General features: G+C 54.3%; 23 protein-coding genes. 9 read left to right on the top strand and 14 right to left on the bottom strand.

The window, feature by feature from the left end; translation table 11 throughout:
• Window positions 1-7 precede the first annotated feature (7 nt).
• The gene (locus AC6I77_RS20410) at window positions 8-1177 is read right to left on the bottom strand and encodes an ROK family transcriptional regulator (RefSeq protein ID WP_033763325.1); all 1170 of its coding nucleotides are present in this window, start codon (window positions 1175-1177) and stop codon (window positions 8-10) included.
• 296 nt (window positions 1178-1473) lie between these two features.
• On the opposite strand from AC6I77_RS20410, the gene AC6I77_RS20405 reads away from it, so the two are divergent.
• The 5 genes from AC6I77_RS20405 to AC6I77_RS20385 are packed head-to-tail and all read left to right on the top strand — an operon-like array spanning window position 1474 to window position 6503.
• Window positions 1474-2721, top strand: coding sequence for an extracellular solute-binding protein (locus AC6I77_RS20405; RefSeq protein ID WP_375150343.1), 1248 nt, complete (start codon window positions 1474-1476; stop codon window positions 2719-2721).
• Window positions 2722-2730: 9 nt separating this feature from the next.
• Window positions 2731-3639 (top strand): carbohydrate ABC transporter permease, encoded by a 909-nt coding sequence (locus AC6I77_RS20400; RefSeq protein ID WP_497817346.1) that lies wholly within the window; start codon window positions 2731-2733, stop codon window positions 3637-3639.
• Window positions 3629-4468 carry a carbohydrate ABC transporter permease gene (locus tag AC6I77_RS20395; protein WP_497817272.1) on the top strand — a complete coding sequence of 280 codons (840 nt, stop codon included), beginning with the start codon at window positions 3629-3631 and terminating at the stop codon, window positions 4466-4468. Before AC6I77_RS20400 ends, AC6I77_RS20395 begins: the two co-directional genes overlap by 11 nt.
• Window positions 4469-4470: 2 nt before the next feature.
• The gene (locus AC6I77_RS20390) at window positions 4471-5418 is read left to right on the top strand and encodes a carbohydrate kinase family protein (RefSeq protein WP_110411957.1); all 948 of its coding nucleotides are present in this window, start codon (window positions 4471-4473) and stop codon (window positions 5416-5418) included.
• Between the two features lie 2 nt (window positions 5419-5420).
• Window positions 5421-6503, top strand: coding sequence for an ABC transporter ATP-binding protein (locus AC6I77_RS20385; RefSeq protein WP_105099744.1), 1083 nt, complete (start codon window positions 5421-5423; stop codon window positions 6501-6503).
• Between the two features lie 239 nt (window positions 6504-6742).
• Here the strand turns inward: AC6I77_RS20385 and AC6I77_RS20380 are convergent, their stop codons facing one another.
• Window positions 6743-8683, bottom strand: a complete 1941-nt coding sequence (locus AC6I77_RS20380) for a methyl-accepting chemotaxis protein (protein WP_497817271.1) — start codon at window positions 8681-8683, stop codon at window positions 6743-6745.
• Window positions 8684-9204: 521 nt separating this feature from the next.
• Between AC6I77_RS20380 and AC6I77_RS20375 the strand changes: the two genes are divergently transcribed.
• Window positions 9205-10338, top strand: coding sequence for a Fic family protein (locus tag AC6I77_RS20375; RefSeq protein WP_008924656.1), 1134 nt, complete (start codon window positions 9205-9207; stop codon window positions 10336-10338).
• A 74-nt stretch (window positions 10339-10412) separates the two neighbouring features.
• On the opposite strand, the gene AC6I77_RS20370 is transcribed toward AC6I77_RS20375, so the two are convergent.
• From AC6I77_RS20370 to AC6I77_RS20315, 12 genes are all read right to left on the bottom strand, one after another.
• Window positions 10413-10754: a YebG family protein gene (locus AC6I77_RS20370; protein WP_105099745.1), complete on the bottom strand. Its 342-nt coding sequence runs from the start codon at window positions 10752-10754 to the stop codon at window positions 10413-10415.
• Window positions 10755-10910: 156 nt separating this feature from the next.
• Complete coding sequence (locus AC6I77_RS20365; RefSeq protein WP_003855101.1) at window positions 10911-11705, bottom strand: SIR2 family protein; 795 nt, start codon at window positions 11703-11705, stop codon at window positions 10911-10913.
• Window positions 11702-12262 carry a non-canonical purine NTP pyrophosphatase gene (locus AC6I77_RS20360; RefSeq protein WP_003855100.1) on the bottom strand — a complete coding sequence of 187 codons (561 nt, stop codon included), beginning with the start codon at window positions 12260-12262 and terminating at the stop codon, window positions 11702-11704. The genes AC6I77_RS20365 and AC6I77_RS20360 overlap by 4 nt, the downstream gene beginning before the upstream one ends.
• 208 nt (window positions 12263-12470) lie before the next feature.
• Window positions 12471-13370, bottom strand: coding sequence for an ABC transporter substrate-binding protein (locus tag AC6I77_RS20355; protein WP_283543427.1), 900 nt, complete (start codon window positions 13368-13370; stop codon window positions 12471-12473).
• Complete coding sequence (locus AC6I77_RS20350; RefSeq protein ID WP_008924653.1) at window positions 13367-14161, bottom strand: amino acid ABC transporter ATP-binding protein; 795 nt, start codon at window positions 14159-14161, stop codon at window positions 13367-13369. Before AC6I77_RS20350 ends, AC6I77_RS20355 begins: the two co-directional genes overlap by 4 nt.
• Complete coding sequence (locus tag AC6I77_RS20345) at window positions 14145-15071, bottom strand: amino acid ABC transporter permease (RefSeq protein ID WP_008924652.1); 927 nt, start codon at window positions 15069-15071, stop codon at window positions 14145-14147. Before AC6I77_RS20345 ends, AC6I77_RS20350 begins: the two co-directional genes overlap by 17 nt.
• A 9-nt stretch (window positions 15072-15080) precedes the next feature.
• The gene (locus AC6I77_RS20340; RefSeq protein WP_003855096.1) at window positions 15081-15593 is read right to left on the bottom strand and encodes a GNAT family N-acetyltransferase; all 513 of its coding nucleotides are present in this window, start codon (window positions 15591-15593) and stop codon (window positions 15081-15083) included.
• Window positions 15594-15603: 10 nt separating this feature from the next.
• Window positions 15604-16545, bottom strand: coding sequence for an ABC transporter substrate-binding protein (locus AC6I77_RS20335; protein ID WP_008924650.1), 942 nt, complete (start codon window positions 16543-16545; stop codon window positions 15604-15606).
• A 10-nt stretch (window positions 16546-16555) separates the two neighbouring features.
• Window positions 16556-17869 carry an LLM class flavin-dependent oxidoreductase gene (locus AC6I77_RS20330; RefSeq protein WP_497817270.1) on the bottom strand — a complete coding sequence of 438 codons (1314 nt, stop codon included), beginning with the start codon at window positions 17867-17869 and terminating at the stop codon, window positions 16556-16558.
• A gap of 80 nt (window positions 17870-17949) precedes the next feature.
• Window positions 17950-19101: an amidohydrolase gene (locus AC6I77_RS20325; protein WP_497817269.1), complete on the bottom strand. Its 1152-nt coding sequence runs from the start codon at window positions 19099-19101 to the stop codon at window positions 17950-17952.
• A 19-nt stretch (window positions 19102-19120) separates the two neighbouring features.
• Window positions 19121-20119 (bottom strand): MsnO8 family LLM class oxidoreductase, encoded by a 999-nt coding sequence (locus tag AC6I77_RS20320; RefSeq protein ID WP_497817268.1) that lies wholly within the window; start codon window positions 20117-20119, stop codon window positions 19121-19123.
• A 419-nt stretch (window positions 20120-20538) separates the two neighbouring features.
• A complete protein-coding gene (locus AC6I77_RS20315; protein WP_003855087.1) occupies window positions 20539-21273 on the bottom strand; it encodes a GntR family transcriptional regulator in 735 nt (244 codons plus the stop codon).
• A 444-nt stretch (window positions 21274-21717) separates the two neighbouring features.
• Between AC6I77_RS20315 and AC6I77_RS20310 the strand changes: the two genes are divergently transcribed.
• From AC6I77_RS20310 to ulaA, 3 genes are read left to right on the top strand one after another with little or no spacing between them, the layout of a single operon-like run.
• Window positions 21718-22167, top strand: coding sequence for a PTS sugar transporter subunit IIA (locus AC6I77_RS20310; RefSeq protein ID WP_039661439.1), 450 nt, complete (start codon window positions 21718-21720; stop codon window positions 22165-22167).
• Between the two features lie 48 nt (window positions 22168-22215).
• The gene (locus tag AC6I77_RS20305; protein ID WP_003855084.1) at window positions 22216-22488 is read left to right on the top strand and encodes a PTS sugar transporter subunit IIB; all 273 of its coding nucleotides are present in this window, start codon (window positions 22216-22218) and stop codon (window positions 22486-22488) included.
• Window positions 22489-22527: 39 nt separating this feature from the next.
• Window positions 22528-23901, top strand: a complete 1374-nt coding sequence (ulaA, locus tag AC6I77_RS20300) for a PTS ascorbate transporter subunit IIC (RefSeq protein WP_187513084.1) — start codon at window positions 22528-22530, stop codon at window positions 23899-23901.
• Window positions 23902-24286 lie beyond the last annotated feature (385 nt).

Below are 24286 nucleotides of genomic sequence, written 5' to 3'. Positions count from 1 at the left end.
TCCTTGCCTACTTCATCAGTACCTGAAACTGCGGGTTAAATTCATCGAAAATCGGCAAGGCTGCAGCACCCAGCGCAGCGGTATCGCTGCCGGTCATACCAATCTTTAGCCGCATATCAAACAGATAACGTCCCCGCACCGACTGATAAAGCGGTGGCAATCGTTTTATCATCTGCTCCAGCAAAGGCGCAGGCATCATCCCACCAATTATTACCGCTTCAGCATCAAACACCGACTCCAGAATATTGATCGCCTGACGCAACGGCGTCATTACACTCTCAATCCATGCAGTAAAGCGCGCGGGTTCAATCTGCAACAAATCTTCTGGTAACGCTCGCATCGGATCGAGGCCGCAGAATTCATACGCTGCCTGCAATGAGACATACCGCTCCAGACAGCCCTGATTGCCGCAGTAACAGTCCCGACCGCCCGGCTCCACCACGATGTGTCCGATCTCGCCCGCATTTTGAGCGTGGCCGGTATAGATATGGCCATCGGTGAAGATGCCTGCACCCAGACCGGTGCCGATGTAGAGATAGATAAAGGAATTAAGATGCCGCGCCGTGCCGTGAAAGCGCTCGCCGATAGCGGCCACCGTAGCGTCATTTTCCAGCGTGACCGGTAATCCGCTGATAGTGGCGAGCTCCGCCTCGATATCGACCTGCTCCCAGCCGTTCAGTGTCGTGGGGCCTGTTGATGAAATCCCCTCCACGCCAAAAGGCCCCGGCATCACCACGCCAATACCCAGCACTTTCTGCCACTGAGTACCAAGAAAGGCACGCATCTCTTCCAGCACGCTGGCAATGCACGCCAGAGTGGCAGCAGGCTGAGGCTTTTGCACCATAAGGAGGCGGCGGAAATGCACTTCGCCGCTAAGATCGACCAGCACCAGTAACAGTGTCTGATGATCGAGATGAATCCCGATTGACCACGCACTGGTGGGATTGAGCGTGACCGGAATCGAAGGCTGACCACGGCCGCTGCGGCGCGGCTGTCGGCTGGTCAGCAGCTCGGCCTGCTCAAGCTCCGCTACGATATTCGAGACAGTCTGCGGCGTCAGCGCTGTCATGCGAGCCAGTTCTGCGCGGGTCAGCTCACCGTGAAGTCGAATGGCTTCAATCACCACACGTCGGTTGTGCGCCCGCGCATGTTCAAGGTTGGTACCCGAGGTTTTCATGTTGTTTTCCATTACAGCGGGGCCTGACAGTATTGGTCCCCAGTGTCATTCGGGCAAACAATATCTTTGATGCTGCACGCAATTTCTGCACATCAGAATAGGCAATTTTGCCATAAAAGCGCAGTCTGAGTGTTAGCGTTGTTACGGCTTTGTTGCACAGATCTTCAGCACTGTGGCATGCCGTTTGCTTAACTCCTGACAGGTCAGTTTATATGCTGACCAAATTACGCCCCCGATTAAATCAATCAAATTGATTTAATTAACCGACAGCCTGTTGCTGCATAGTGGAGAAGACCATGTCACAGCGTTATACCCCCAAACTGAAAGCCGGTTTTGCTGCCTTACTGATGTTAAGCGCAGGCAGCGCGGCGGCGGCCAGCCAGATCAATGCCCTGTTTATGACTCAGGCGGCTTACAGCGAAAACGATATCCGCGCCATGACGCAAAATTTTCAGAAGCAGCACCCGGATGTCACTGTCAATCTGGAGTTTGTTCCTTACGAAGCGCTGCACGATAAAATCGTGGCAGCGCGCGGTGCAGGCGGTAATGGCTATGATGTGGTGCTCTTTGATGCCATCTGGCCAGCAGAGTTCGCCCGATTTGACCTGCTGCAGGATGTCAGCGCACGCATTACGCCAGAGGAAAAAGAGAAGGTCTTTCCGGGCGCGATGAACACGGTGATTTACAAGGGTAAGACGCTGGGTATGCCGTGGATTCTGGATACCAAATACCTTTACTACAACAAAGCGATGCTGGCTAAAGCGGGCATCACCACCCCGCCGCAGACCTGGCAGCAGGTGCTGGATGACGCGAAGATCATCAAAGATAAGAAGATCGTCAACTATCCGCTGGTCTGGAGCTGGTCTCAGGCTGAAGCGCTGGTGTGTGACTACACCACGCTGGTGTCAGGCTTTGGTGGAAAGTTCTATCAGAACGGCAAGCTCGACTTCTCCAGTCCTGCCTCGCTTAAGGCGCTGAACCTGATGAAAAGTTCGCTCGATGATGGGCTGAGTAATCCAGCATCCCGTGAATATCTGGAAGAAGATGTGCGTAAATCGTTCTCTAATGGCGATGCGGCTTTCGCGCTGAACTGGACCTACATGTACAACATGGCGAACGATCCTAAGCAGAGCAAAGTGGCGGGCGACGTTGGCATTATGCCAGCGCCGGGCGATGCGCCTGGAAAAGTGGGCGCAGTGAACGGCTCAATGGGACTGGGTATCACCAAAGGCAGTACGCATGCCAATGAGGCGTGGCAGTACATTCAGTACATGACCTCACAGCCTGTCCAGAATCAGTATGCCAAGCTCAGCCTGCCGATCTGGAAATCTTCTTATCAGGATGAGGCGGTGAAAAAGGATCAGGAGAGCCTGATTGCCGCAGCGGATAAATCATTAAACGTGATGCTGTCACGTCCAGAGACTGCTGATTATTCTCGTCTGTCCAATCAGCTGCAGCAGCAGTTACAACAGGTCTTGCTGGGAAAAACCCCGGCGCAGGACGCGATGGCAACGATTGATAAAAGCGCTGCCCGGCTGCGTTAAGGAGTCATGATGCTGAGTTTGCGTCAACGCGAACAGCGTCAGGCATGGGTGCTGCTTGCACCCATGCTGCTGGTGATGCTGTTGTTAACCGCCTGGCCTCTGCTGCGCACTATCTGGCTGAGCTTTACTGATGCTGCGCTGATTGGCAGCGGTGAGTCACCCGCCTGGATTGGCCTGGAAAACTATCTCTATGCGCTTACCGATCCCGACTTTCGGGCGTCGATCTGGCGCACGCTCTACTTCACCGTTGTATCCGTCACCTTCGAAGGCATCATCGGTGTGCTGGTCGCGCTGCTTTTGAATCAGAAATTCATCGGGCGAAACGTGCTGCGGGTGTTGGTAATTCTGCCATGGGCGCTACCGACCATTGTCAATGCCATGATGTGGCGGCTGAACTTTAACCCTGATTACGGCAGCATTAACGCGCTGCTCAGTCAGCTCGGTATTATTGATGGCTATCGCAGCTGGCTTGGCTCGCCGGGTGCGGCACTCAACGCGGTAATGTTCGCGGATATCTGGAAAAACTATCCACTGGTCACGCTACTGGTGCTGGCGGCACTGCAATCGATCCCTGAGGATCTGTTTGAAGCGGCACGGCTGGATGGCGCATCCGCCTGGCGTCGTTTCCGGGCGATTACCTTCCCAGCAATTGTTGCCCCGCTTGGCGTTGCACTGGTATTACGCACCATCGATGCTTTTAAAATCTTCGACATCATCTATGTCATGACCCGCGGCGGCCCGGTGGACAGCACCAAAACCTTAAGCTTTTTCGTCTATCAGGAGTCGTTCAGCTATCTGCGTGCTGGCAGTGGTGCGGCCTACGCAATATTGATGACCCTGATGTGCGCACTGCTTATTACGCTTTACCTGCTGATGTTATGGCATCAGCGTCGCCGGAGTTCCGCTTATGAAAACTAAACTGCGGGGTATGCTGCGTTATATGGCGGCGCTGCTGGTCGCCATCAGCATTCTGGCGCCAATGGGCTGGCTGTTTTTAATGAGCGTCAGTTCTGCCAGTGATCTTTCACGCGTTCCGCTGGAGTGGCTGCCGCGTCAGTGGGATTTCAGCCGCTATCAGGGACTGGTTTCACTGGCACCAAACCAGCCGGGCAACATTTTTCTGCATGCACTCGGCAACAGTTTGCTGGTAGCAACGGTGGCAACGGCGATTTCGTTGCTGCTGGCAATACCGGCGGCATTCAGTTTCTCACGCTACAGCGGACGTGATGCCTGGCTCTCCGGTGCACTGGCGATCTATATGGTGCCGCCGGTGGCGTTTGTTCTGCCGCTCTACTTTCTGCTGCAACTGCTGGGGTTGCTCAACACACGTCCCGGTCTGGTGATGGTCTACTGCTCGCTAATCCTGCCGTTTCTGACCTGGATGCTGAAGAACCAGTTTGACTCGCTGCCGCGTGATATCGAACAGGCAGCGCGTCTGGATGGTCTGCGCTTCTGGCAGGTTCTGCTACGCATCACACTGCCGCTGGCGAAACCAGTGCTCGGTGCCGCAGCACTGTTTGGCTGGCTGCTGGCCTGGGATGAGTTTTTCTACGCGCTGCTGTTCACCAGCAACATTTCAGCACAGACACTGCCAGTCGCGATTGCCGGTTTCACCGCCGGACGTGCGACCGATGATGGCCTGATCGCGGCGATTGGTATTCTGGCTTCGGTGCCGCCACTGTTTATTGCCATCTGGTTGCAGAAAACGCTGGTCAGCGGTCTCACCAGCGGTGGAAGTAAGGGATAATTATGGATAAGACCATTGCGTCCACACTTTATGTGGTGGGCAACATTAATGTCGATTTAATCATGGGTACGCTCGGCGACTGGCCGGCACGCGGTACGGAAGTGATGCTGCAGCACAGTGCGTTACGTCCCGGTGGCTCAGCGGGTAATTGTGCGCTGGCGCTGGAGGCAATGCAGGTGCCGCATCGGGCTATTGCCAATCAGGGTGACGATGGCTTCAGTCACTGGCTCGCCAGCCATTTTCCCCACAGCGCCGCACACTGGCCGCGTTACGCCTGTGAGACCTCGCTCACGGTGGGCATAACCCATCCTGATAACGAACGTTCGTTTTTGAGCAATCACGGTCATATTACCGTGCTCACCGCTGACGATGTGCTGGCGCAGTTACCCCAGCAGGCGACGCAGGGCGATATTGTGCTGCTGTGTGGCACCTTTCTCTGTCATGAACTTTATCGCCGCTATCCGACGTTGCTGGCCGCGCTACAGCACCGAGGCTTTTGTGTCGCCGTGGATACCGGCTGGCCGCCTGCGGGCTGGAGTGATGAGCTTCGCCTGGAAATGGGTAACTGGTTGCCTGACTGTGACTGGCTGTTGCTGAATGAAGTGGAAGCGTTGGGTCTGGCGGGCGCAGACCTGCTGGAACAGAGCGGTAAACGGCTGGCGGCTCAGCTCAGTGGTCGCGGTGGTTGCGTGATTAAGTGTGGCGCAGAGGGCGCGCGTCTCTGGTCTGCGGCCTCGGTGCAATTTGCCGCCGGTCAGCCGGTGACGGTAGTCGATACCATTGGGGCCGGTGACAGTTTTAATGCCGGTTTTCTGACTGCACTGCTTTACCGCCAGTCATCGCATACCGCGCTGCGCTGGGGCATTGAAGTGGCCTCACAGGCAATAAGCAGCTCTCCGCGCCGCTATCCCAGCTGGCAACAACTCCAACTATCAAATGAGGTGCGCTGAACATGGCCAGTGTTGAACTTGTACAGGTGGCGAAGCGTTATGGTAAACAGAGCGTGCTGCACCCGCTGGATTTAACCATTCCTGATGGCAGTTTTACTGTTCTGGTCGGCCCCTCCGGCTGCGGAAAATCGACGTTGCTGCGGCTGCTTGCCGGGCTTGATACCGTCTCTGATGGGGCGATTATGCTGGATAAAAAGCGGATTAACGATCTCGATCCTGCCGACCGGGATATCGCCATGGTATTCCAGAGCTATGCGCTCTATCCGCACCTCACCGTTGCAGAGAATCTGGCGTTTCACATGCAGGTAAAAAAGGTGAAGCGCGAGGAGCAGAAAAGCAAAATCGCCCGCATCGCCGGCATTCTCGGCATCGATCAGCTCTTACAGCGTTATCCACGGGCCTTGTCCGGCGGACAGCGGCAGCGTGTAGCGATGGGACGGGCCATGGTCCGCAACCCACAGGTATTTCTGTTCGATGAGCCGCTCTCGAACCTGGATGCCCAGTTACGTATGGAGCTTCGTGCCGAAATTAAATCCCTCCATCAGCGCTTCAACACCACGATGGTTTACGTTACCCACGATCAGGTCGAGGCGATGACGCTGGCGGATCAGATTGTGGTAATGAAAGAGGGCGTGATTGTGCAACAGGGCGCGCCGCTGGCGATTTATGATCGGCCGGTTAACACCTTTGTGGCGCGTTTTATCGGTTCGCCGCCAATGAACCTGATGGATGCCTGCTTCCAGTCACGGGATGGCCTGCCTGGTGTTTGCTGTGGTAAGCAGTGGCTGCCATTGCCGCCTCGCTGGCACCGTGCCGCTCAGCAGCAGGCCGGCCAGCCGGTTACGCTGGGCGTGCGCCCTCACGATCTGATTTTTGATGCCAGCGGACAACCCGCTGCGGTAAATATTGTCGAGATCACGGGTGAATCAACGCTGTTGCATCTGAACTGGCAGGGTTTCCCGCTGCATATGCAGTTGAGCGGTCGTAGTGACGCCATGCCTGGCGGTACGCTAGCGGTCACCGTAAACCCGGAAAAAATGCACCTGTTTGATGCCAGCAGCGGTGAGCGGCTGACGGAGCAATGATTAATCTGAAGTCAGTAGTGAATGCAGGGGGCAAACCCGCTTAAAGCGATGGGAGCATACGCCTGTAGCAACGCATCGCGGGCTATGGACAAAAAACTCCCGGCGCTTTTTGAACAACGTAAAGCGTTAGCCCGGCTAAGGACGCACCTCAGGGCTGAGGTGCGTCATCGCCACGTTGAGTCGCCATGGATGGTGCTCTTGCGTCTTTGCGTAAGGCGTATGCTCCCTGAGCTGCATCCTTATGCCAGATGGAACTGCTCCACCGTCTGTGACAGCTGCTGCGCCTGATCTTCCAGTGAGCTGGCGGCCACCGACATCTGCTGCACCAGCGCGGCGTTCTGTTGGGTCACGCCATCCATTTCATTGACGGCAATCGTCACCTGGCTGATGCCACGCGCCTGTTCGCTTGATGCAGTAACAATCTCACCAATGATGCCCTGCACTGAATTGACCGCGTGCATCATCTCCTGCATGGTTTTACCGGCATCGTTTACCAGCCTGACACCACTCTCGACTCGCACGCTCGACTCTTCAATCAGTGCGCCAATCTCCTTAACCGCGTTCGCGCTGCGCTGGGCAAGGTTACGCACTTCAGAGGCGACTACCGCAAAACCACGGCCCTGTTCTCCGGCACGTGCGGCTTCCACCGCCGCGTTCAGCGCCAGAATATTGGTCTGAAAGGCAATGCTGTTGATCATCGTGGTAATGTCGCCGATCTTTTTCGAGCTGTCATCGATCTGCGCCATGGTCTGCACCACCTCACCCACCAGCGAGGCACCGCGACTGGCAATATGCGTCGCGTTTTCAGTCAGGCTGGTTGCCTGCTGTGCATTGTCGGCATTCAGACGAATCGTGGCGCTGATCTGCTCCATACTGGCTGCGGTCTGCTCCAGCGCAGCAGCCTGTTCCTCGGTGCGTGATGCCAGATTGAGGTTGCCGCTGGCGATCTCGCCCGCGCCCTGACGTACTGATTCACTGGAATCTTTTATCTGTCCAACAATCTGTCGGAGCTGGCTTTGCATGGTGCTAAGCGCGAAGAACAGGCTGCTGCTATCCCCCCTCTTCACCGGGATCCGGTTATCCAGCTTGCCATCAGCAACGGCCAGGGCAATATGCGCCGCTTCAACCGGCTCGCCCCCAATTGGACGCAGCACTTTACGGCTGAACAGCATGCCCAGTACCGCGCCGACCAGCAGAACGCTGACGACCATCAGGATCACCGCCCACATCAGCTGCTGGGTGGATGCGGCCATCACCTGACTGACCGGTGCAACAACGCCCAGATACCAGGCTTTGTCGCTGTTCCCAATCACTACTGGCTGCCAGGTAACCAGGGCATCTTCACCCAGCACGGCATCAAAATGCTGTACGACTTTCGACGTAAAGCCATCTTTTTCCCCTTTCCACGGTTTCCCAGCCTCATCTTTCACCGGCGAGGAGACAACGTTACCGTTACTGGAGAGTAGCAACGCATAGCCGCTGCCCTGCCAGGGTTTAATCTGATTCACTTTCTGTTGTAGTGAAGCCAGGGATATATCAGAGGTGACAACTGCTTTTAAGGTGCCCTGATCCATAATGACGGCCGCTACGGAGGTGAGCAGGGTCGGCACGCCGTTATAGGCATAACTATAGGGTTCGGTAAGCGTGTCTTTTTGTGATTTTTGCGGAACCAGATAGTAATCGCCCTGACCCGGCGTCAGATAAGAGAGCAGCGGATGCATGGCATATTTACCTGCTGCGTCACGATCCACAAAAAAGGCATAGCGCCCCTGTGGCGCCTGTCCAGGCTGTGAGGCGAACTCTGCATCACGGCCATCAAACGCATTCTGTTCAAAGATGACTGACATCGACAGATAGTCAGGATTCGCGCGTAACGCATATTCCATCACTTTATCGACCGCTTTGCGATCGGTAATACCGGCGCGGGGTAACGCGATCAGACTTTGACCGAGAAGGCTGGCAACATCGCGGGCATGGCTCAGCTCCTGCTGCACCTGCAAGGCACGGCTTTGCGCAATCTGCTGCAGATATTTTTCGGCCAGTAGTTTTTGTTCTTTACCTGATTGCCAGCTGAGGACCCCAATTGTCACGGTAAATCCCAGCACTATCGTTAAACCACCCATGATTAACATCTGCGCACGGGTACTCATTTTTTTCTTATGCGTTACCTGACCGGCCATAGTGATTCCCCTGGAATTTACCTGCCTCAATACCTCCCTGTGTTCATGGTGCTCCTGAGATCATTTATCGGCGGCGTTTTTTTGAACTTTAATGGGGCTTATCCTGCCGTGATGGGGGTCTCAACGTGCGCGGTACAGGAAAGTTGATCGCCAGGGGAAGATGGCAAAACTGCAGAACGGGCTTTTTTTGATCTGCAACAATATCGCCGTCCGCTATTACTGTCAGTTTATGTCAACAGTTGCTGTAGCCCCCTTATCGCAGTGGAGAGAGAACAATGATCGGTAAATCAGGATTGGCTGTTGGGATGGTTGTCTGGCTAGCGTATATCGCCTGGATCGTTCACTACTATTCAGACACTTTTATGCAGTTCTCCCGCTAGTAAACAGGGCCTTCGGGTCCTTTTCTTTGCCTGCCATTCCGCACGGTTGGCCTGTGAGCCAAATATCCGCTATTATCGACTCATCTCGTGAGCCGATTAACCACACTTATTCGGCTCATTCTCTTTAACCGTGAGTGGATGATGAGCGTTGACTGGATCTGGCAACAGCCGGAATGGCCCCAATTTCACTGGCAGGATAACGAGCTGCTACCACGCCTGCGCCATTTGCAGCAGCAGCGCGGTTTGCTGCTTGGCCGCGCCAGCCTGCAGTCAGACACTGAATCACAGACGCTGGATACCCTGTTGGGTAATATTCTTTCCTCTTCGGCAATCGAAGAGGAGCGGGTCAACGTGCAGTCAGTTCGCTCGTCTCTGGCGCGCCGGTTAGGCGTTACGGAAACGCAGCCCTATCCGGTCTCCGATCGGTCAGAAGGACTGGCCGCGATGATGCTCGATGCCATCAACAATCGCAGCCAGCCATTAACGCTTGAACGGTTATTTCAGTGGCACCACTGGCTCTTCCCGGCAGATGAATGGACAGTACAGCGCCTTAGCGTCGGGACGCTGCGTGGCAGTGAACCGATGCAGGTGGTTTCAGGACGCATAGATCGTCCCACGGTACATTTTGAAGCCCCACCGCGACACGGACTGGAGCAACAGCTGGCACAGTTCATCGCGTGGTTTAACAGCAGTCAGCATGATGTGATGCTGGACCCGCTACTGCGGGCCGCCATCTGCCATCTGTGGTTTGTCACCCTGCACCCTTTTGATGATGGCAATGGCCGTATCACGCGAGCATTGACCGATCTCGCCCTGGCACAGGCTGACAGCCAGAGCATCCGCCTGTACGCCATGTCTCCGGCAATACTGGCGCAGCGTGCCGGGTATTACCGCATCCTTGAGCAGACGCAGAAAGGCGGCCTTGATATCACCCGTTGGCTGGTGTGGTTTCTGGATATCCTGGATGAGAGCCTGAAACAGGCATTGGATGTTATCGATCGCACACAGTTGAAAGCGCGATTCTGGTTACGACATCAGGGGATGGCATTAAGTCCGGAACAGGTAAAAGTCCTTAACCGGCTGTTAGACGGTGGCGAGCAGGGTTTCGAACAGGGGATAAGCGCCAGCCAGTATCAGAAAGTCGCGAAAGTAAGTAAAGCCACGGCGACCCGTCATCTGGCGGATCTGGTTGAAAAAGGCTGTCTGTTCCGGCTTGAGGGAGGCGGCAGAAGCACCCGCTATCAGGTTAAAACCCGCGAGATACTTACAGATTAATGGGATGAAAGCGGTGATCAAACCGTTATTCAAAAACAGCAACGCCGGAAGGTTCGCTTCCGGCATTGTGGCAATTACGCGGCTTTAACAGCGCGCACTTTCCTGGCAGCAGGCTCTTCAGCCTGATCATCCGCGCCAGCCTCTGACACGGCTTCCGGTTGAGAGACGGAGACTGCCGCTTCCGGCAATTTGCTGGTGCGCAGAATATGCTGAACCGCATCTTTCTGTTCTGCAATCAGCAGGCCCAGGGTTTCAGCCTGAGATTCATCCAGTGCAGGTTGATGCTGTAACAGCCAGTCAGTGAAAGCTTCGGCCATATCGAGCATTTTGTCGTAGGCATCGGCCTCTTTCTTATTGGCAAACGTCATCTTCTCTTCACCCTTTCTGACTACAACAAATTTTGTTTCAACAGCCATCTTTTCGCCCTCAGGTACTGTGTATACATACAGTATATCATGCCGGTTATGCTTTGCCAGCAGAGAATAGAGTTTATCGGTTATGCACCGGCTAACCTTAACCGGGCGCAGGTTTTTTTTATTTTCCTGAGACTTCTCTGCCGGAAACTGCGCTGACTAGACCAGCAGCTCTTCGAGAAACATCGCCAGCGCCTTGCGTGGATCGTCTTCTTCAGAAACGATCACCTCGATCCCCCACTGCCCCAGTACCTCTTTGGCGACCGGGTTATTACGGTTAGTGAACAGATACGATTTTGGTCGCGCCGTCGCCAGCCCGGTGCGGCCCCACATTTTAGTCAGACGGTAAAACAGCAGGCGAATGTTGAAATCACTGATGCTGTAGCCGACAAACAGCACAGAATTGCCCATCACGTCATGGGTCAGTTTAATGTCGAGCGGCGAGTCAAAATAGAGACGTTCGAAATAGCTGCTCTCATCAAGCACGATTGAGGTGTCATCATCGAAGTCACCGTGCAGTTTGATGATGTGGCGCTTATCTTCGGTCAAAGAGACCAGGTCGGCAGCATTGGCCACTTTATAATAGGGTACGCCGTGCGCGTCGTGCGCCGCTTCCAGCCAGCGATCATAGTTAGTAGTGTAAATGCGGGAGAAGTTACCCTGGGTAATCATGGTATGAATTTCAGAAGACCGGACATCGATATCCGGACGGTGCCACTCGCGATCCATCCAGCTGCGCAGCGGGCCTAACGAACCTTTCTTCTGCTTGTAATACTCCGCCAGCGACAGATGCGTGCCATAGGTATTAAAGATTTTGGGATCGTAACCCAGCTCGTTTGCAAGATGCGCAATCAGTTCGTGCCACTCGGGAAGACCAAAATTGCGCGAAATACCGGCACCGGCAAATAGAATCAGTTTGCCGGAATCATAGGCGCGCTTAAGTTCAGGTTTCATGCCACTCCCCGCGAGGTTTTTAAAAAGGTAGCGAAGCGATCCAGCGCAATGCGCCGCATCGAAATCTCATTCTTGAGTTCACCCATCTCCGCAAAGGTCTGGTCATAGCCTTCGGGAATAAAAACACAGTCCCACTGAAAGCCACGTGTCCCGGCAGGTTTCGCGGCGATGGTGCCACGCAGTTCGCCAGAAAACTGATACATTTTACGGCCATCGCAATAGCCCAGCACCGTTTTAGCCGTCACCGCCTGGCTGTCGAGCCCCTGCACCAGCGCGGTAAAGCGCTCAGCGTCCAGGCGGTTCCAGAAGATGCGGGTCAGACCAGCGGGCAGACCATTGAGGCCATCCAGATAGAGGCCGGTATGCTCCACAAACAGCGGTCGCCCAATCAGCGAAAACGCTTTGGTGAGTTTGTCGCGCACCAGGTCGAGCTCGTTTTCAGTCTGAATTTCTTCGATGCGACGGGCAATGGGCAGCACTTCGACCCCGATGGGTTCGAGTATTTTGCGCACCTCAGCCAGTTTTGGTTCATTGGCAGAAAGGAATCTGATTTTCATGGGGCTTCCAGGTTAATTACTCCACCAGGCACTGAATGTTAACGGAAACAGGCGGGCAGGATAAATCACTAACGCTGAAGAGTGTAGCTCAATTCGGTGAGGCGCTGCGAGCCGGGGGCGGTCAGACGAGAGAGGCGCGGGAGGGGATCCAACATTGTTCTGGCTCACTTTTTTAATGAAAAGCCGGAACAGCGCCGGCTCTGTGGACTCAGTAAACAATGCCCGGTGGATTTACTGTGGAGTGCGTAATAGCTTCATCCTGTTCCCCCCAGCGGGCCAGCACCTGCTGATACTGACCGCCCGTAATGGTGCCGTCGAGCGCAGTCTGTAGCGCCGGGGCCAGACCATTGCCCTTCCTGGTGGTCACGGCAACCCAGGCGCGAAACGGCCCACTGCCCACCAGTTTTGTCTGTCCGCGTGACGCCACTTTCCAGGCCGCCATGGAGTGAGGTCCAAACATCGCATCGGCCCGCCCAGACAGCAGCGTCAGCGTCGCCGATGCATCATCAGTAAGGTAGATCGGCGTTACCGCAGGCAGACCTTGGGTCCGGTTCTGCTGATCCCAGCTCAGCAATATGCGCTCCTGATTGGTGCCCGACGAGACGATAATTCGCTTGCCGGCAATATCCGCCGGGCTATTAATCCGGCTGATTTGACTGTCGCTTTTCACTGCAAAGGCGTGGTTGTCGGCGCGATAGGTCGCAAAATCGAACTTCTTCTTGCGCTCTTCAGTAACGGCTATATTGAACATCGCGACATCATAGCGTCCGGCGCTGATGCCCAGCGGCCAGTCCTCCCATGAAGCCGGAACCAACTTCAGCTTTAAGCCCAGGCTGTCCGCCAGCAGTCTGGCAATATCCGGGTCACTGCCAATCCGTGTCACGTTGTCTGACGCCAGCAGTGACAGCGGCGGTGAGTTGGTGGCTGAGGTCGCAACCGTCAGCGTACCAGCTTCGATAAAATGAAAACCAGCGGGAATTTTAGCGATCGCCTGCGGATTAGCCGGGGCAGGGATCGGCACCTCATTTTTAAGCACATCAAGCTTCTCTGCCGCTGAACAGGTCAGCGTCGGAAGGAGCATCAGCGCGGTAAACGTTAGCCCTCTCATAACACGCGCGCCAGGAAACGGCGGGTGCGTTCATGACGCGGATGATTGAGCACCTGCGTCGTGCTGCCCTGCTCCACAATCCGGCCATCCACCATAAAGACCACGTTATCCGCCACTTCCCGGGCAAAGCCGATCTCATGCGTCACAATCACCAGCGTAGTCCCGGAACGTGCAAGCTTTTTAATCACGTCGAGGACTTCGCCGACCAGCTCCGGGTCCAGCGCCGAGGTCGGCTCATCGAACAGCATGACACGCGGATTAAGCATCAGCGCACGCGCAATAGCGATGCGCTGCTGCTGCCCGCCCGACAGATGTCGCGGCCAGGCATCCGCTTTATGGCGCAGGCCCACAATATCCAGCAGTTCACCGGCGCGCTGTATCGCTTCCGTTTTCGTTAACTGCCGATGCGCAATCGGCGCTTCAATCAGGTTATCCAGCACGCTGAGGTGTGGGAACAGATTGAAATTCTGGAACACATAGCCGACGTTGATGCGCTGGCGCAGAATCGCCTTCTCTTTCAGCTCATAAAGCTTATTGCCGCGTTGCTGATAGCCGATGTAGTCACCATCAATCTGAATAAATCCCTCATCGACCCGCTCCAGATGATTAATGGTGCGCAGCAGCGTGGATTTACCGGAACCGGAGGGGCCAAGAATCACCGTTACTGAACCGGGTTCCAGCGACAGCGAAACATCATCCAGCGCTTTATGTTTACCAAAACGTTTACTGACCCCGGTGATACTGATGGCTCCGGTGGTGTGTGAAGTGCGGTAATCAATGGCTTCTGACATGGCTGATCTCCTCGGTTGGATGAAGGGGTGTGACGCGGTTGCGCCACTGTCGCCAGCGAGAGGGTTGCGGTTCACGCGTGACGCTGCGGGCCATCCAGCGTTCAGCGTTATACTGAATCACGGACAATACGGTGGTAATAATCAGATACCAGGCGGCCCCCACCATCAGTAGCGGGATCACTTCCTGATTACGGTTGTAGATCATCTGGATGGTGTAAAACAGCTCCGGCATCGCCAGCACGTAAACCACGGAAGTGCCCTTCGCCAGGCTGATGATCTCGTTAAAGGCGACAGGAATAATGGCGCGCAGTGCCTGCGGCAGAATGATGCGGAAGGTGCGGCGCGTGGCGGAGAGACCCAACGCGGACGCGGCTTCTACCTGACCGTGATCGACACCGAGGATCCCGCCACGAATAATCTCCGCACTGTAAGCCGCCTGCACCAGCGTCAGACCAATAACGGCAGCCTGAAACTGGCCCAGTACGTTAATCGTCTGATACGCGCCCCACGACAGACCGGTGAACGGAATGCCGATCGACAGGGTGTCGTAGAGATAGGAGAAGTTATAAAGAATAATCAGCACGACAATCAGCGGCAGTGACCTGAACAGCCAGATATAACCCCACGCCAGCGTGCTCAGCAGCCATGACGAGGAAAGTCGCGCCAGCGCCAGCAGACCGCCCAAAAGCAGGCTGAATACTGTGCCCAGCAGGGTCAGCAGCAGCGTCTGACCCAGGCCATGCAGGATCACAGGATCAAAGAACCAGCGGGCAAACACGCTCCACTCCCAGCGTGGGTTAAAGGCCACCGACTGCACCACGCCCGCCAGTATAAACAGCGCCACGATAGCCCCGGCGGTGCGGGCCGGGTAGCGCGCTGGCACCACCTGTAGTTGTTGATGCTTGCTCATCGTCACTCCTTAACTCGCTTCGGCGACGTTATAAACGCCGATAACTTTACTAAAACGCAGTCGTCCGTCATGGGGCGGCTGGCCGTAACGCTCCAGATCGCCGCTGAGATCAAAATGAGGCTGATAGCCGTGGCCGGTATAGAGCCGTACCGCTTCCGGCTGGCGAAAGCCGGTGGTGAGAAACAGCCGCTGATAACCTGCCTGCAGCGCACGCCGCTCCAGCTCCTGCAACACCACCAGTGCCAGCCCCTGACGACGCAGATCGCTGCGTGTCCAGATACGTTTCAGCTCGGCGGTTTGTGGATCACAGGGTTTGTAAGCGCCCATCGCGATAATCTCGCCGTCACGCTCCAGCACAATAAACAGCCCCTGCGGCGGCAGATACCATTCGGTCAGTTCCTGCTCTTTATGCCGGGCAAAGTAGTCACCGTAGCGCGCGGAATATTCATCAAATAGCCCGCCGAGAATCGGCTGGAGCGCTGGTGCATCGGGTGAAACATCGCGAAAAGTGGATTCACTCATGGTCAGCTCCTTAGTCGCCCAGTCCGGCGGGATTGATTTCTGAACGGTCGATCTTCTCAACACCTTCACCCCAGCGGTTCAGCACCTTCTGATAGTCGCCATTGCCGATCACGCCGTTCAGCGCAGTACTGATCGGTTCCGCCAGGCCGCTTCCTTTCTTCACGGTAACGGCGATGTGCGCCGCTTTTGGCCAGCCACCATCGACACTGCCCACCAGGCGGGTTTTACCCGTCAGTGCCGCTTTCCAGGCTCCAATCACGTTGGGACCGAAGTATGCATCTGCGCGGCCTGCCTGCAGCGCCAGCGTTTGAGCCGCATCATCTTTGGCGTAGATCGGCGTAAAGGCTTTGAGTCCCTTTGCCTGATTCTCTTTATCCCATGCCAGCAGAATCGCCTCCTGATTGGTGCCGGATCCCACGATGATCCGCAGCCCGGCGATATCCTCTGCTTTAGTCAGTGATTTTATCGGGCTGCTGGTTTTGACATAAAAACCCAGGGAGTCTTTACGGTAGGTAGCAAAGTCAAACTTCTCTTTGCGATCTTTGGTCACGGTGATGTTGGAGATTGCCGCGTCATACTTGCCTGAGGCCACACCCAGTGGCCAGTCTTCCCACGACGCAGGCACGACGTTGAGTTTCAGTCCCAGGCTGTCAGCGACAAGCCGGGCAATGTCCACTTCACTGCCGAGCAGGGTTTTGTTGTCGTCGGAAAACACGGTGAGCGGTGGCGAATTCAGTGCCGCAACCGCCACGGTAAAGGAACCTGGCACCACAAAGTGATGACCGGCAGGCAACTGAGCGATGGCATCCGGATTCTTCACGGTATTGACTGGCGCTTTATTCGCTTCAAGACTGACCCGCTGGCCGTTATAGGAAACGCGGGTATCTTCCGCCAGCGCATGGCTGCTGGCCGCCAGAATAAGCAGGGCGAGAAGAGGTGATGTTTTTTTCATGGCCTGTGCCCTATTGTGAGGTGAACTGATTAACGGGTTGTTTCAGGGCAAAGCTGTCGCGCAGGGTGCTGCCCGGATAGTCGCGACGCGTCAGCCCGCGAGCCTGCAGAATCGGCACCACGCGGTCGACAAAGCGTTCAAAGGTATCGGGCGTACCGCCATTGATGATGAAGCCGTCAGCGGCCTGGGTCTCAAACCACTGCTGAAGACCATCGGCGACCTCTTCCGGTGTACCGTGGAACAGCGGGCGCGGCGTGGCGGCTTCCAGCGCCGCCTGACGCAAGGTGTGACCGTGCTCTCTGGCTTTTCGTTTGATCTCGTCGGTGGTGCTGCGGAAACTGTTCTGACCTATGTCGCCAATGTCCGGAAACGGCTGATCCAGCGGGTATTGTGAAAAGTCGTGATGGTCGAAGAAACGCCCCAGGTAATTGAGCGCATCGGTAATTGATACCAGCGCCGCCGTGGTCTGATACTGGCGCTCCACATCCTCTGCATCATCGCCAACAATCACGCTGACACCCTGGAAGATGTGCAGATCCTCTGGATGACGGCCATTCGCCTCCAGTTGCTGCTTCACATCCTGATAAAACGCCTGCGCCTCTTCGCGGGTCGGCTGATGGGTAAAGATGGCGTCAGCGTGGCGCGCTGCCAGCTTTTTACCGTCCTCAGAGGCCCCGGCCTGGAAGATAATCGGACGGCCCTGCGGCGTGCGGGCGATGTTCAGCGGCCCCTGCACCTGGAAGAAGTCACCGTGATGATCGAGCGTATGTAACTTTGCCGGATCGAAGAACTGCCCACTCTCTTTGTCGCGCACAAAAGCATCCTGCTCCCACGAATCCCATAAGCCTTTCACCACCTGCAGATACTCATCGGCAATGCGGTAACGCAACGCATGCTCAGGATGTTTCTGGCGGGAAAAGTTTTTTGCGGAACCTTCCAGCGGCGAGGTCACCACATTCCACCCCGCGCGACCGCCGCTGAGGTGATCGAGGCTGGCAAACTGACGCGCCACGGTGAACGGCTCGCTGTAGGAGGTGGAAACGGTGCCGACCAGTCCCAGATGTTCCGTAACGCCCGCCAGGGCAGACAGGAGTGTCAGCGGTTCAAAGCGATTGAGAAAGTGTGGTATCGATTTCTCATTAATAAATAATCCGTCGGCGACAAACAGGAAGTCGAGCTTGCCCTGCTCCGCTTTACGGGCGATTTTTTTGGCGTAATCCAGGCTGATGCTGGCATCAGCCTGTGCCGCAGGATGGCGCCAGGCGGACATGTTTCCCGATGCGCCATGCAGAATAGTGCCCAGACGAAGTTGTCTTGTGGTCATGATGCTCTCTCTTTTTTAGTCGTAGTGGTGCCCGACGACGGTGTTCAGAACCGTCGTGCGTTAGCGGGCTGCAGATGAATTCAGTTCAGAATGGATTCCCGACATCGCGCATTAAGATGTTGCAGCGCCAGGCGGGCCAGTCGGGCAAAGTAGTCGGCGGCGGGGGCAATCAGCGCCTCATCCGGGGTAAAACTGGCGTGATGCAGACCAAAATCACTGGCGCTGCCAATGCTGACAAACGCACCGGGCACCTGTTGCAGATAAAAGGCAAAATCTTCGCCCAGCAGATGCAGATCGGCCGTCTGCACCCGATAACCCGCCTGCTGCGCCACTTCACTGCTGAAGTTCGCCCAGTGCGCGTCATTGATCAGCACCGGCGGGCCAGGATGCCAGCTCAGGGTTGCCTGCGCGCCATTGGCTTCGGCAACGTGTTCAACCAGCACACGCACCCGCCGCTCCAGTTCCGCGCGCACCTGTAAATCATGGGTTCTGGCCGTGCCGCCAAACTCAACGCCGCCGGGTAACACGTTCCAGCTTTTACCGCCGTCGATACGCGTAATGCTCAGCACCAGACTGTCCAGGGCACTGAAGCTGCGGCTGGTGAGTCCCTGTAATGCCTGAATGATCTGGCTGGCGGTGACAATGCTGTCGACGCCCTGTTCCGGATACGCAGCGTGTGCGCCTTTGCCAGTCACGCGAATAATAAATTTATCCGTATTGGCGTAGAACGCCCCGCTACGGGTAGCGAATGTGCCAATGGGCAGCGAGGGTTCATTGTGCATGCCGAAAATGGCCTGTACCTCATCAAGTACACCCGCCTCAATAAACTGTCTGGCTCCTCGCGCGATCTCCTCTGCGGGCTGAAACAGAATGCGTACCCGGCCAGGCAATTGATCGGACAGCGTATTGAGCTGCAACGCTGCGCCCAGCATCACCGCGCTGTGCAGGTCGTGACCGCAGGCGTGCATGACGCCAGGATGACGGGAATGAAACCGCACGCCACTCGCCTCATGGATCGGTAGTGCATCGATATCCGCGCGCAGCGCAATCACCGTCTCTCCACTGCCAATCTCCGCCACCACGCCGGTCTCGAGGGGATAATCCAGAATCCTGATGCCCGCTGCGGCTAACCATCCCCGCAGTCGCGTCGTGGTCGCAAACTCCTGACCCGACAGCTCTGGCCAGGTATGCAGTTCGCGTCGCCATTCGATCAGTTGTGACTCATGGTTCATGATGACTCTCCACTGAGATTCAGGCTGCGACCAGATGATGCGTAGCCAGCAGTTCAAGTGACGTCAGGCGGGCAACCGGCTCGGTAATCGGCGTGTCGATCACGAACTCATCAATATCAAAATTATGATGCAGTGCATCCAGTTGAGCATGAACCTGCGCTGATGTGCCTTTTAGCAATGACGGTGTGCGCGGCTCTATTTTGTAATCCTTGTAACCGCCCTGACGCACATAGCGTTCGGCCTGCTCAAGACTGGCGACATTGACGCCTGGGCCCTCTTTCACTGCGACGTGATAATGGCGCAGACCGGAAACCAGCAGGTCTGCGCCGGCGGGTGAATCGGCCACCACCACCTGTACAGCCACCAGTGCGCGCTGACCGTGACTCAGGCGGGAGAAAGTACTTAACGCGCGCTCCAGTAACTGACGATCGCCATTGAGGTGGGCCGCAAACACAAACTGCCAGCCCAGACTGGCCGCGAGCCGGGCGCTCTCTTCACTGGCACCCAACAGAAAACGATTGGCCGGGCGTGACGGCAGTGGCGTGGCGGCTAAGCCTTCGTCATCGACATAAGGTTGAGCGGGTGTGAGCCAGCTATCCAGCAGCTGAAGCTGATTAGCAAAGCTCCCTTTTTTAGCGGCATCGACACCCTGTTGCAGTGCATGGGTGGAGAGCGGTAATCCACCTGGCGCTTTGCCTACACCGAGATCGATACGTCCGGGAGCCAGAGAGGCGAGCAGATTAAAGTTTTCTGCCACTTTATAGGGGCTGTAATGCTGCAACATCACTCCGCCCGATCCGACGCGAATATGACGGGTCTGGGCAACGATCCACGCAATTAACACTTCCGGTGAAGGACTGGCGAGCTGCGCGGTGTTGTGATGTTCTGCCAGCCAGAAACGGTGATATCCCCACTCCTCTGCCAGCTGGGCCAGCTGCAGGGTGCGCTGCAGCGCCGCGGTGGGCGTCTCGCCCTGCAGCACGGGTGCTTTATCTAACAGACTCAATCGATATGCCATTCACCTGGTCCTTGTTAATTCCGGTTGCTGACCAGTGTGCTGCGCAGATGATTATTGGTAAAACATCATATTGTTTTATGCTTTATTGAATTCGTCATAATGGGGAGGGATGAAAGGATAAATGAGGATAACGACGCTGAAACAGGATTTGATAGCCAGATCTCACGGATAAAACGGCCTGTTACCTGAAAAAAAGGCGATTGAAACCAGCGAGCCGGCAAAGTTATGCAGAAAATCGTCTTAAGTATGGAAAGCTGTTATGCGTTCTGCCGCGGCGCTGCCTTGATAACAGACATCGGGAATACAACACACTGAAGTCCATTCTGTACTGGAGGAAGAAAGCGCAGAACGTCGGGCAATTAAATAAGCATACTGAGCTTTCAATTGAGGAAAGATAAGTGACTAAAACATTATTTTAGTTAAGGTCGCTGCGAGTTTTGTTTCAGAGGAAAATACCGGGTATTGATAATCGCCACATTGACTTCACAGGGAATGCCGTCGTCGAGATAAACCGTTTCATTAAGCTGAATGACCGCATCGCCTTCCGCTAAATTAAGTAACGTAAGTGATTGTGTATCCGCAAGATTGACGGCTGTTAAATGCTGGTCTCTGAGCTGAACTTTTTTACCTGTCACCTCTTCAATATAGGCATATTTGGAGATTTCCAGCTTGCTGAATTCCATGCTGTTGAACAGGTTTACTGGCAGGTGGATATGTTCCAGTGCCACCGGAATATCGTCAAAACACATCAGACGTAAAATTTTATAAATCTGATCGCTGCTCTTGATACGCAGTGCCTGGGCCATGTCCGCTGAAGGAACCCTGACGATACTGACAGAGATGATTTTTCTGACACCTTTATGGCCATTTCTCTGAGCCTGATAATCAAAAGGTGAAAGCACATGATATCGGTGAGCCTGGCTACTTATCTCCGCGGAACCCACAAAAATACCCGATCCTTTTACCCGATATATTCTCTGCTGTTCTACCAGAATACGTGTCGCCTCACGCACCGTTGCGCGTGTAATGCCGATATTTTTGGCAATTGATATTTCGGTATCCAGCTTTTCTCCGGGTTGAAGGCCATCATCCTTAATTTTATTGAGGATGTAATTAACCACCTCTTTTTGCTTTTCAGTAATGCCATCAGCCATTGGCTTTCTTCCCATTTGCGTGAAGGACGGTCTCCCTCTAATCCGTGTCAGTACAGTTCTGCCTGACATTGCCGGATGAGTACCACTACGGCTCGCTGAATATGTGATCAACTTATCAAATTGGCACTGATGTTAAGCCTGTTCAGCCAAATTTTAACTTTACATGTTGTGTCAGTACACGTCGAAGGACATTATCGAGATGACTAGACATCTTTAACATGTACAGATGTACCGGTTAAAGTGAAATTTAATTTTATGTGCACGCTAAGAAACGCGTTATTTCTTAACGGCTTGATAAAACGTTCTTTTACGAATCGGACTGCCTTTATTTTCCCGCACAGTGAGTGGACGCAGGTTGCCTGCAGGTTCAGTCAAAAAGGGATGAAAGGCGATTTAATAAAAAATGACTGTACATATTCAGGCATTTTCAGCAGGAGCAAGGCGATGTCACACCTGGCTAAGTGGTTAAACAACGAGAAAATCCAGTACGTCGAAAGCGTTGCTGACTGGCAGGAAGCACTCGTCATTGCGGGGCGTCCTCTGCTCAGTGAGGGCGCAATCTCGCAGGATTACATTGATGCGATCATTCAGCAAAAAGAGGAGATCGGGCCCTTTTTCGTCATCGCTCCGCAGATTGCAATGCCTCACGCCCGTCCGGAACAGGGCGCGCACAAACTGGGGTTGTCGATTGTGCTGCTGGGCACAGCCGTGAAATTTGACTCTGAAGAGAACGATCCGGTAAAGGCCATTTTTATGTTTGCCGCGCCGGACAGCAATAGCCATATCGAAATGATTTCTGAGCTTGCAGAAGTTCTGTCTGATGAAGCGATCATGGCCCAACTCTTCAGGGTGACCAGTAAAGAAGCGCTGATAACGATTTTATCGGGCGTCTGAATTGCCCGCTAAAACACGACATGTGATCAACAGTGAATGAGGTGAGATATGAAAATTATGGCGGTTTGTGGTTCAGGTCTGGGCAGCAGCTTCATGATGGAAATGAACATTAAGAAGGTGCTTAAAACTATTGGTGTTGAAGCGGAAGTTGAACATTCTGATCTCGGCTCTGTTACGCCCGATGTGGCGGATGTTTTTGTGATGGCAAAAGATATTGCCTACAGCGCCAACCTTCCTGAACAGAAGGTTATCATCATTAACAACATTATTGACCTGAAAGAAGTGGAACAAAAAATACGCGAGTATTTTGAGAAAAACTGACGCTAATAATTAGATAAACACCTTACCCTCGAGGTTAATATGTTTACTCAAAATCTTTTGCAGTTCGTCGTCGACGTGCTGAAAGTGCCCTCAATATTAGTCGGACTGGTGGCATGTTTCGGACTGATTGCGCAGAAGAAGCCGTTTCCTGACGTTATTAAGGGCACGGTTAAAACCATTCTGGGCTTCCTGGTGCTGGCAGGCGGAGCGACCGTTCTGGTTGGTTCCCTGACACCACTTGGCGACATTTTTAAACATGCATTTGATGTTCAGGGCATCATTCCTAATAACGAAGCAATGGTCTCTATCGCACTGGCAAAATATGGTGCGCCAACCACGATGATCATGGCCTTCGGCATGGTCGCCAACATCGTTGTTGCCCGATTTACCCGACTTAAATATATCTACCTTTCCGGCCATGTGACCTTCTATATGGCCTGTATGATCGCGATTATTTTATCAGTTGCCGGTTTTGAAGGTGTGCAGCTTATTTACACCGGCTCACTGCTTCTGGGTATTCTGATGGCCACCTTCCCGGCAATTGCACAGCCTTATATGCGTAAGATCATCGGGGGCGACCATGTCGCGCTGGCGCATACCGGGACCATTGGCTATGTCTTATCTGGCTGGATCGGCTCTTTAGTGGGTAAAGGTTCTAAATCCACCGAAGAGATGAACATGCCAAAAAACCTCAGTTTTTTGCGCGACAGCACGATCTCCATCTCGCTAACGATGATGATTATTTACTTAATCCTGTCGGTGTCAGCAGGTAAAGAGTATGTAGAGGCCAACTTCAGTCATGGTCAGAACTACCTGGTTTACTCGTTTATTCAGGCCATAACTTTTGCGGCGGGCGTCTTTATTATTCTGCAGGGTGTGCGCTTAATCCTGGCTGAGATCGTTCCGGCCTTTACCGGCTTTTCAGAAAAACTGGTACCGGAAGCAAGACCCGCGCTGGATTGCCCGATTGTTTTCCCTTATGCCCCGAATGCGGTGCTGGTCGGCTTTATCTCCAGCTTTGTTGGTGGCCTGGTTGGGCTGTTTGTCCTCGGTCAGCTGCATTGGGTATTAATTCTGCCGGGTGTTGTGCCCCACTTCTTCTGTGGCGCTACGGCGGGCGTATTTGGTAATGCCACCGGTGGCAAACGCGGGGCGATTTGCGGTGCCTTTGCACATGGCCTGCTGATTACCTTCCTGCCTGTCGCGTTGCTACCGGTACTGGGACAGATCGGGCTGACCAACACGACCTTCTCGGATACCGACTTCGGCGTGACCGGCATTCTGCTTGGCAATATGGCTCACTTTATGGACAAGGGAACCATCACAATGATCATCACCGGTATTTTTGGCTTGTTAGTGATTTATAACTTCATGGCCAAAAAGAAGGCACCTGCTGAAACGAATGCAGGGTAAAAAGAAAGTGTACTAACCCAGAAAGGGCGATTAGCCCTTTCTGGGCGTGTGTTTCATCGGCTCTTCATTCCCCTCCTGGTCCTTATCAGAATCCCCCTCACCTGTGCCGACAATAGCCGTAATTTACGCTCGTTACGCTCATCCCTGACCTGAAACGCCTCATCGTGACACAGATTCACTGACATCTTCTGGCACTAATCACACTAAAAAAGGACTATTCCGAACACAAAATGTGATCTATATCACATTTACAACATTAGTCCGGCTAATAGATAAAATTTAACAATAAAACAATTGAATGATAATGATTAACATTTACACTCTCATCCGCATATAACAAAGCGTTAAACGCTGCAAAATCCACAAATAATATGCGGTATTTATT

The organism is Pantoea sp. X-Soil-ISGK-259 (genome assembly GCF_059730705.1).
Note: the sequence above shows the minus strand (reverse complement) of the source record. Positions and strands in the feature narration are given on the sequence as shown.

Excerpts from the sequence above, each read along its gene's own strand:
- AC6I77_RS20405 (WP_375150343.1), top strand. The coding sequence starts at position 1,474 with ATGTCACAGCGTTATACCCCCAAACTGAAAGCCGGTTTTGCTGCCTTA.
- AC6I77_RS20325 (WP_497817269.1), bottom strand. The coding sequence starts at position 19,101 with ATGAACCATGAGTCACAACTGATCGAATGGCGACGCGAACTGCATACC.
- AC6I77_RS20320 (WP_497817268.1), bottom strand. The coding sequence starts at position 20,119 with ATGGCATATCGATTGAGTCTGTTAGATAAAGCACCCGTGCTGCAGGGC.
- AC6I77_RS20350 (WP_008924653.1), bottom strand. The coding sequence starts at position 14,161 with ATGTCAGAAGCCATTGATTACCGCACTTCACACACCACCGGAGCCATC.
- AC6I77_RS20340 (WP_003855096.1), bottom strand. The coding sequence starts at position 15,593 with ATGAGTGAATCCACTTTTCGCGATGTTTCACCCGATGCACCAGCGCTC.
- AC6I77_RS20365 (WP_003855101.1), bottom strand. The coding sequence starts at position 11,705 with ATGAAACCTGAACTTAAGCGCGCCTATGATTCCGGCAAACTGATTCTA.
- AC6I77_RS20390 (WP_110411957.1), top strand. The coding sequence starts at position 4,471 with ATGGATAAGACCATTGCGTCCACACTTTATGTGGTGGGCAACATTAAT.
- AC6I77_RS20395 (WP_497817272.1), top strand. The coding sequence starts at position 3,629 with ATGAAAACTAAACTGCGGGGTATGCTGCGTTATATGGCGGCGCTGCTG.
- AC6I77_RS20385 (WP_105099744.1), top strand. The coding sequence starts at position 5,421 with ATGGCCAGTGTTGAACTTGTACAGGTGGCGAAGCGTTATGGTAAACAG.
- AC6I77_RS20410 (WP_033763325.1), bottom strand. The coding sequence starts at position 1,177 with ATGAAAACCTCGGGTACCAACCTTGAACATGCGCGGGCGCACAACCGA.
- AC6I77_RS20315 (WP_003855087.1), bottom strand. The coding sequence starts at position 21,273 with ATGGCTGATGGCATTACTGAAAAGCAAAAAGAGGTGGTTAATTACATC.
- ulaA (WP_187513084.1), top strand. The coding sequence starts at position 22,528 with ATGTTTACTCAAAATCTTTTGCAGTTCGTCGTCGACGTGCTGAAAGTG.
- AC6I77_RS20330 (WP_497817270.1), bottom strand. The coding sequence starts at position 17,869 with ATGACCACAAGACAACTTCGTCTGGGCACTATTCTGCATGGCGCATCG.
- AC6I77_RS20310 (WP_039661439.1), top strand. The coding sequence starts at position 21,718 with ATGTCACACCTGGCTAAGTGGTTAAACAACGAGAAAATCCAGTACGTC.
- AC6I77_RS20360 (WP_003855100.1), bottom strand. The coding sequence starts at position 12,262 with ATGAAAATCAGATTCCTTTCTGCCAATGAACCAAAACTGGCTGAGGTG.
- AC6I77_RS20355 (WP_283543427.1), bottom strand. The coding sequence starts at position 13,370 with ATGAGAGGGCTAACGTTTACCGCGCTGATGCTCCTTCCGACGCTGACC.
- AC6I77_RS20305 (WP_003855084.1), top strand. The coding sequence starts at position 22,216 with ATGAAAATTATGGCGGTTTGTGGTTCAGGTCTGGGCAGCAGCTTCATG.
- AC6I77_RS20370 (WP_105099745.1), bottom strand. The coding sequence starts at position 10,754 with ATGGCTGTTGAAACAAAATTTGTTGTAGTCAGAAAGGGTGAAGAGAAG.
- AC6I77_RS20380 (WP_497817271.1), bottom strand. The coding sequence starts at position 8,683 with ATGGCCGGTCAGGTAACGCATAAGAAAAAAATGAGTACCCGTGCGCAG.
- AC6I77_RS20400 (WP_497817346.1), top strand. The coding sequence starts at position 2,731 with ATGCTGAGTTTGCGTCAACGCGAACAGCGTCAGGCATGGGTGCTGCTT.
- AC6I77_RS20345 (WP_008924652.1), bottom strand. The coding sequence starts at position 15,071 with ATGAGCAAGCATCAACAACTACAGGTGGTGCCAGCGCGCTACCCGGCC.
- AC6I77_RS20375 (WP_008924656.1), top strand. The coding sequence starts at position 9,205 with ATGAGCGTTGACTGGATCTGGCAACAGCCGGAATGGCCCCAATTTCAC.
- AC6I77_RS20335 (WP_008924650.1), bottom strand. The coding sequence starts at position 16,545 with ATGAAAAAAACATCACCTCTTCTCGCCCTGCTTATTCTGGCGGCCAGC.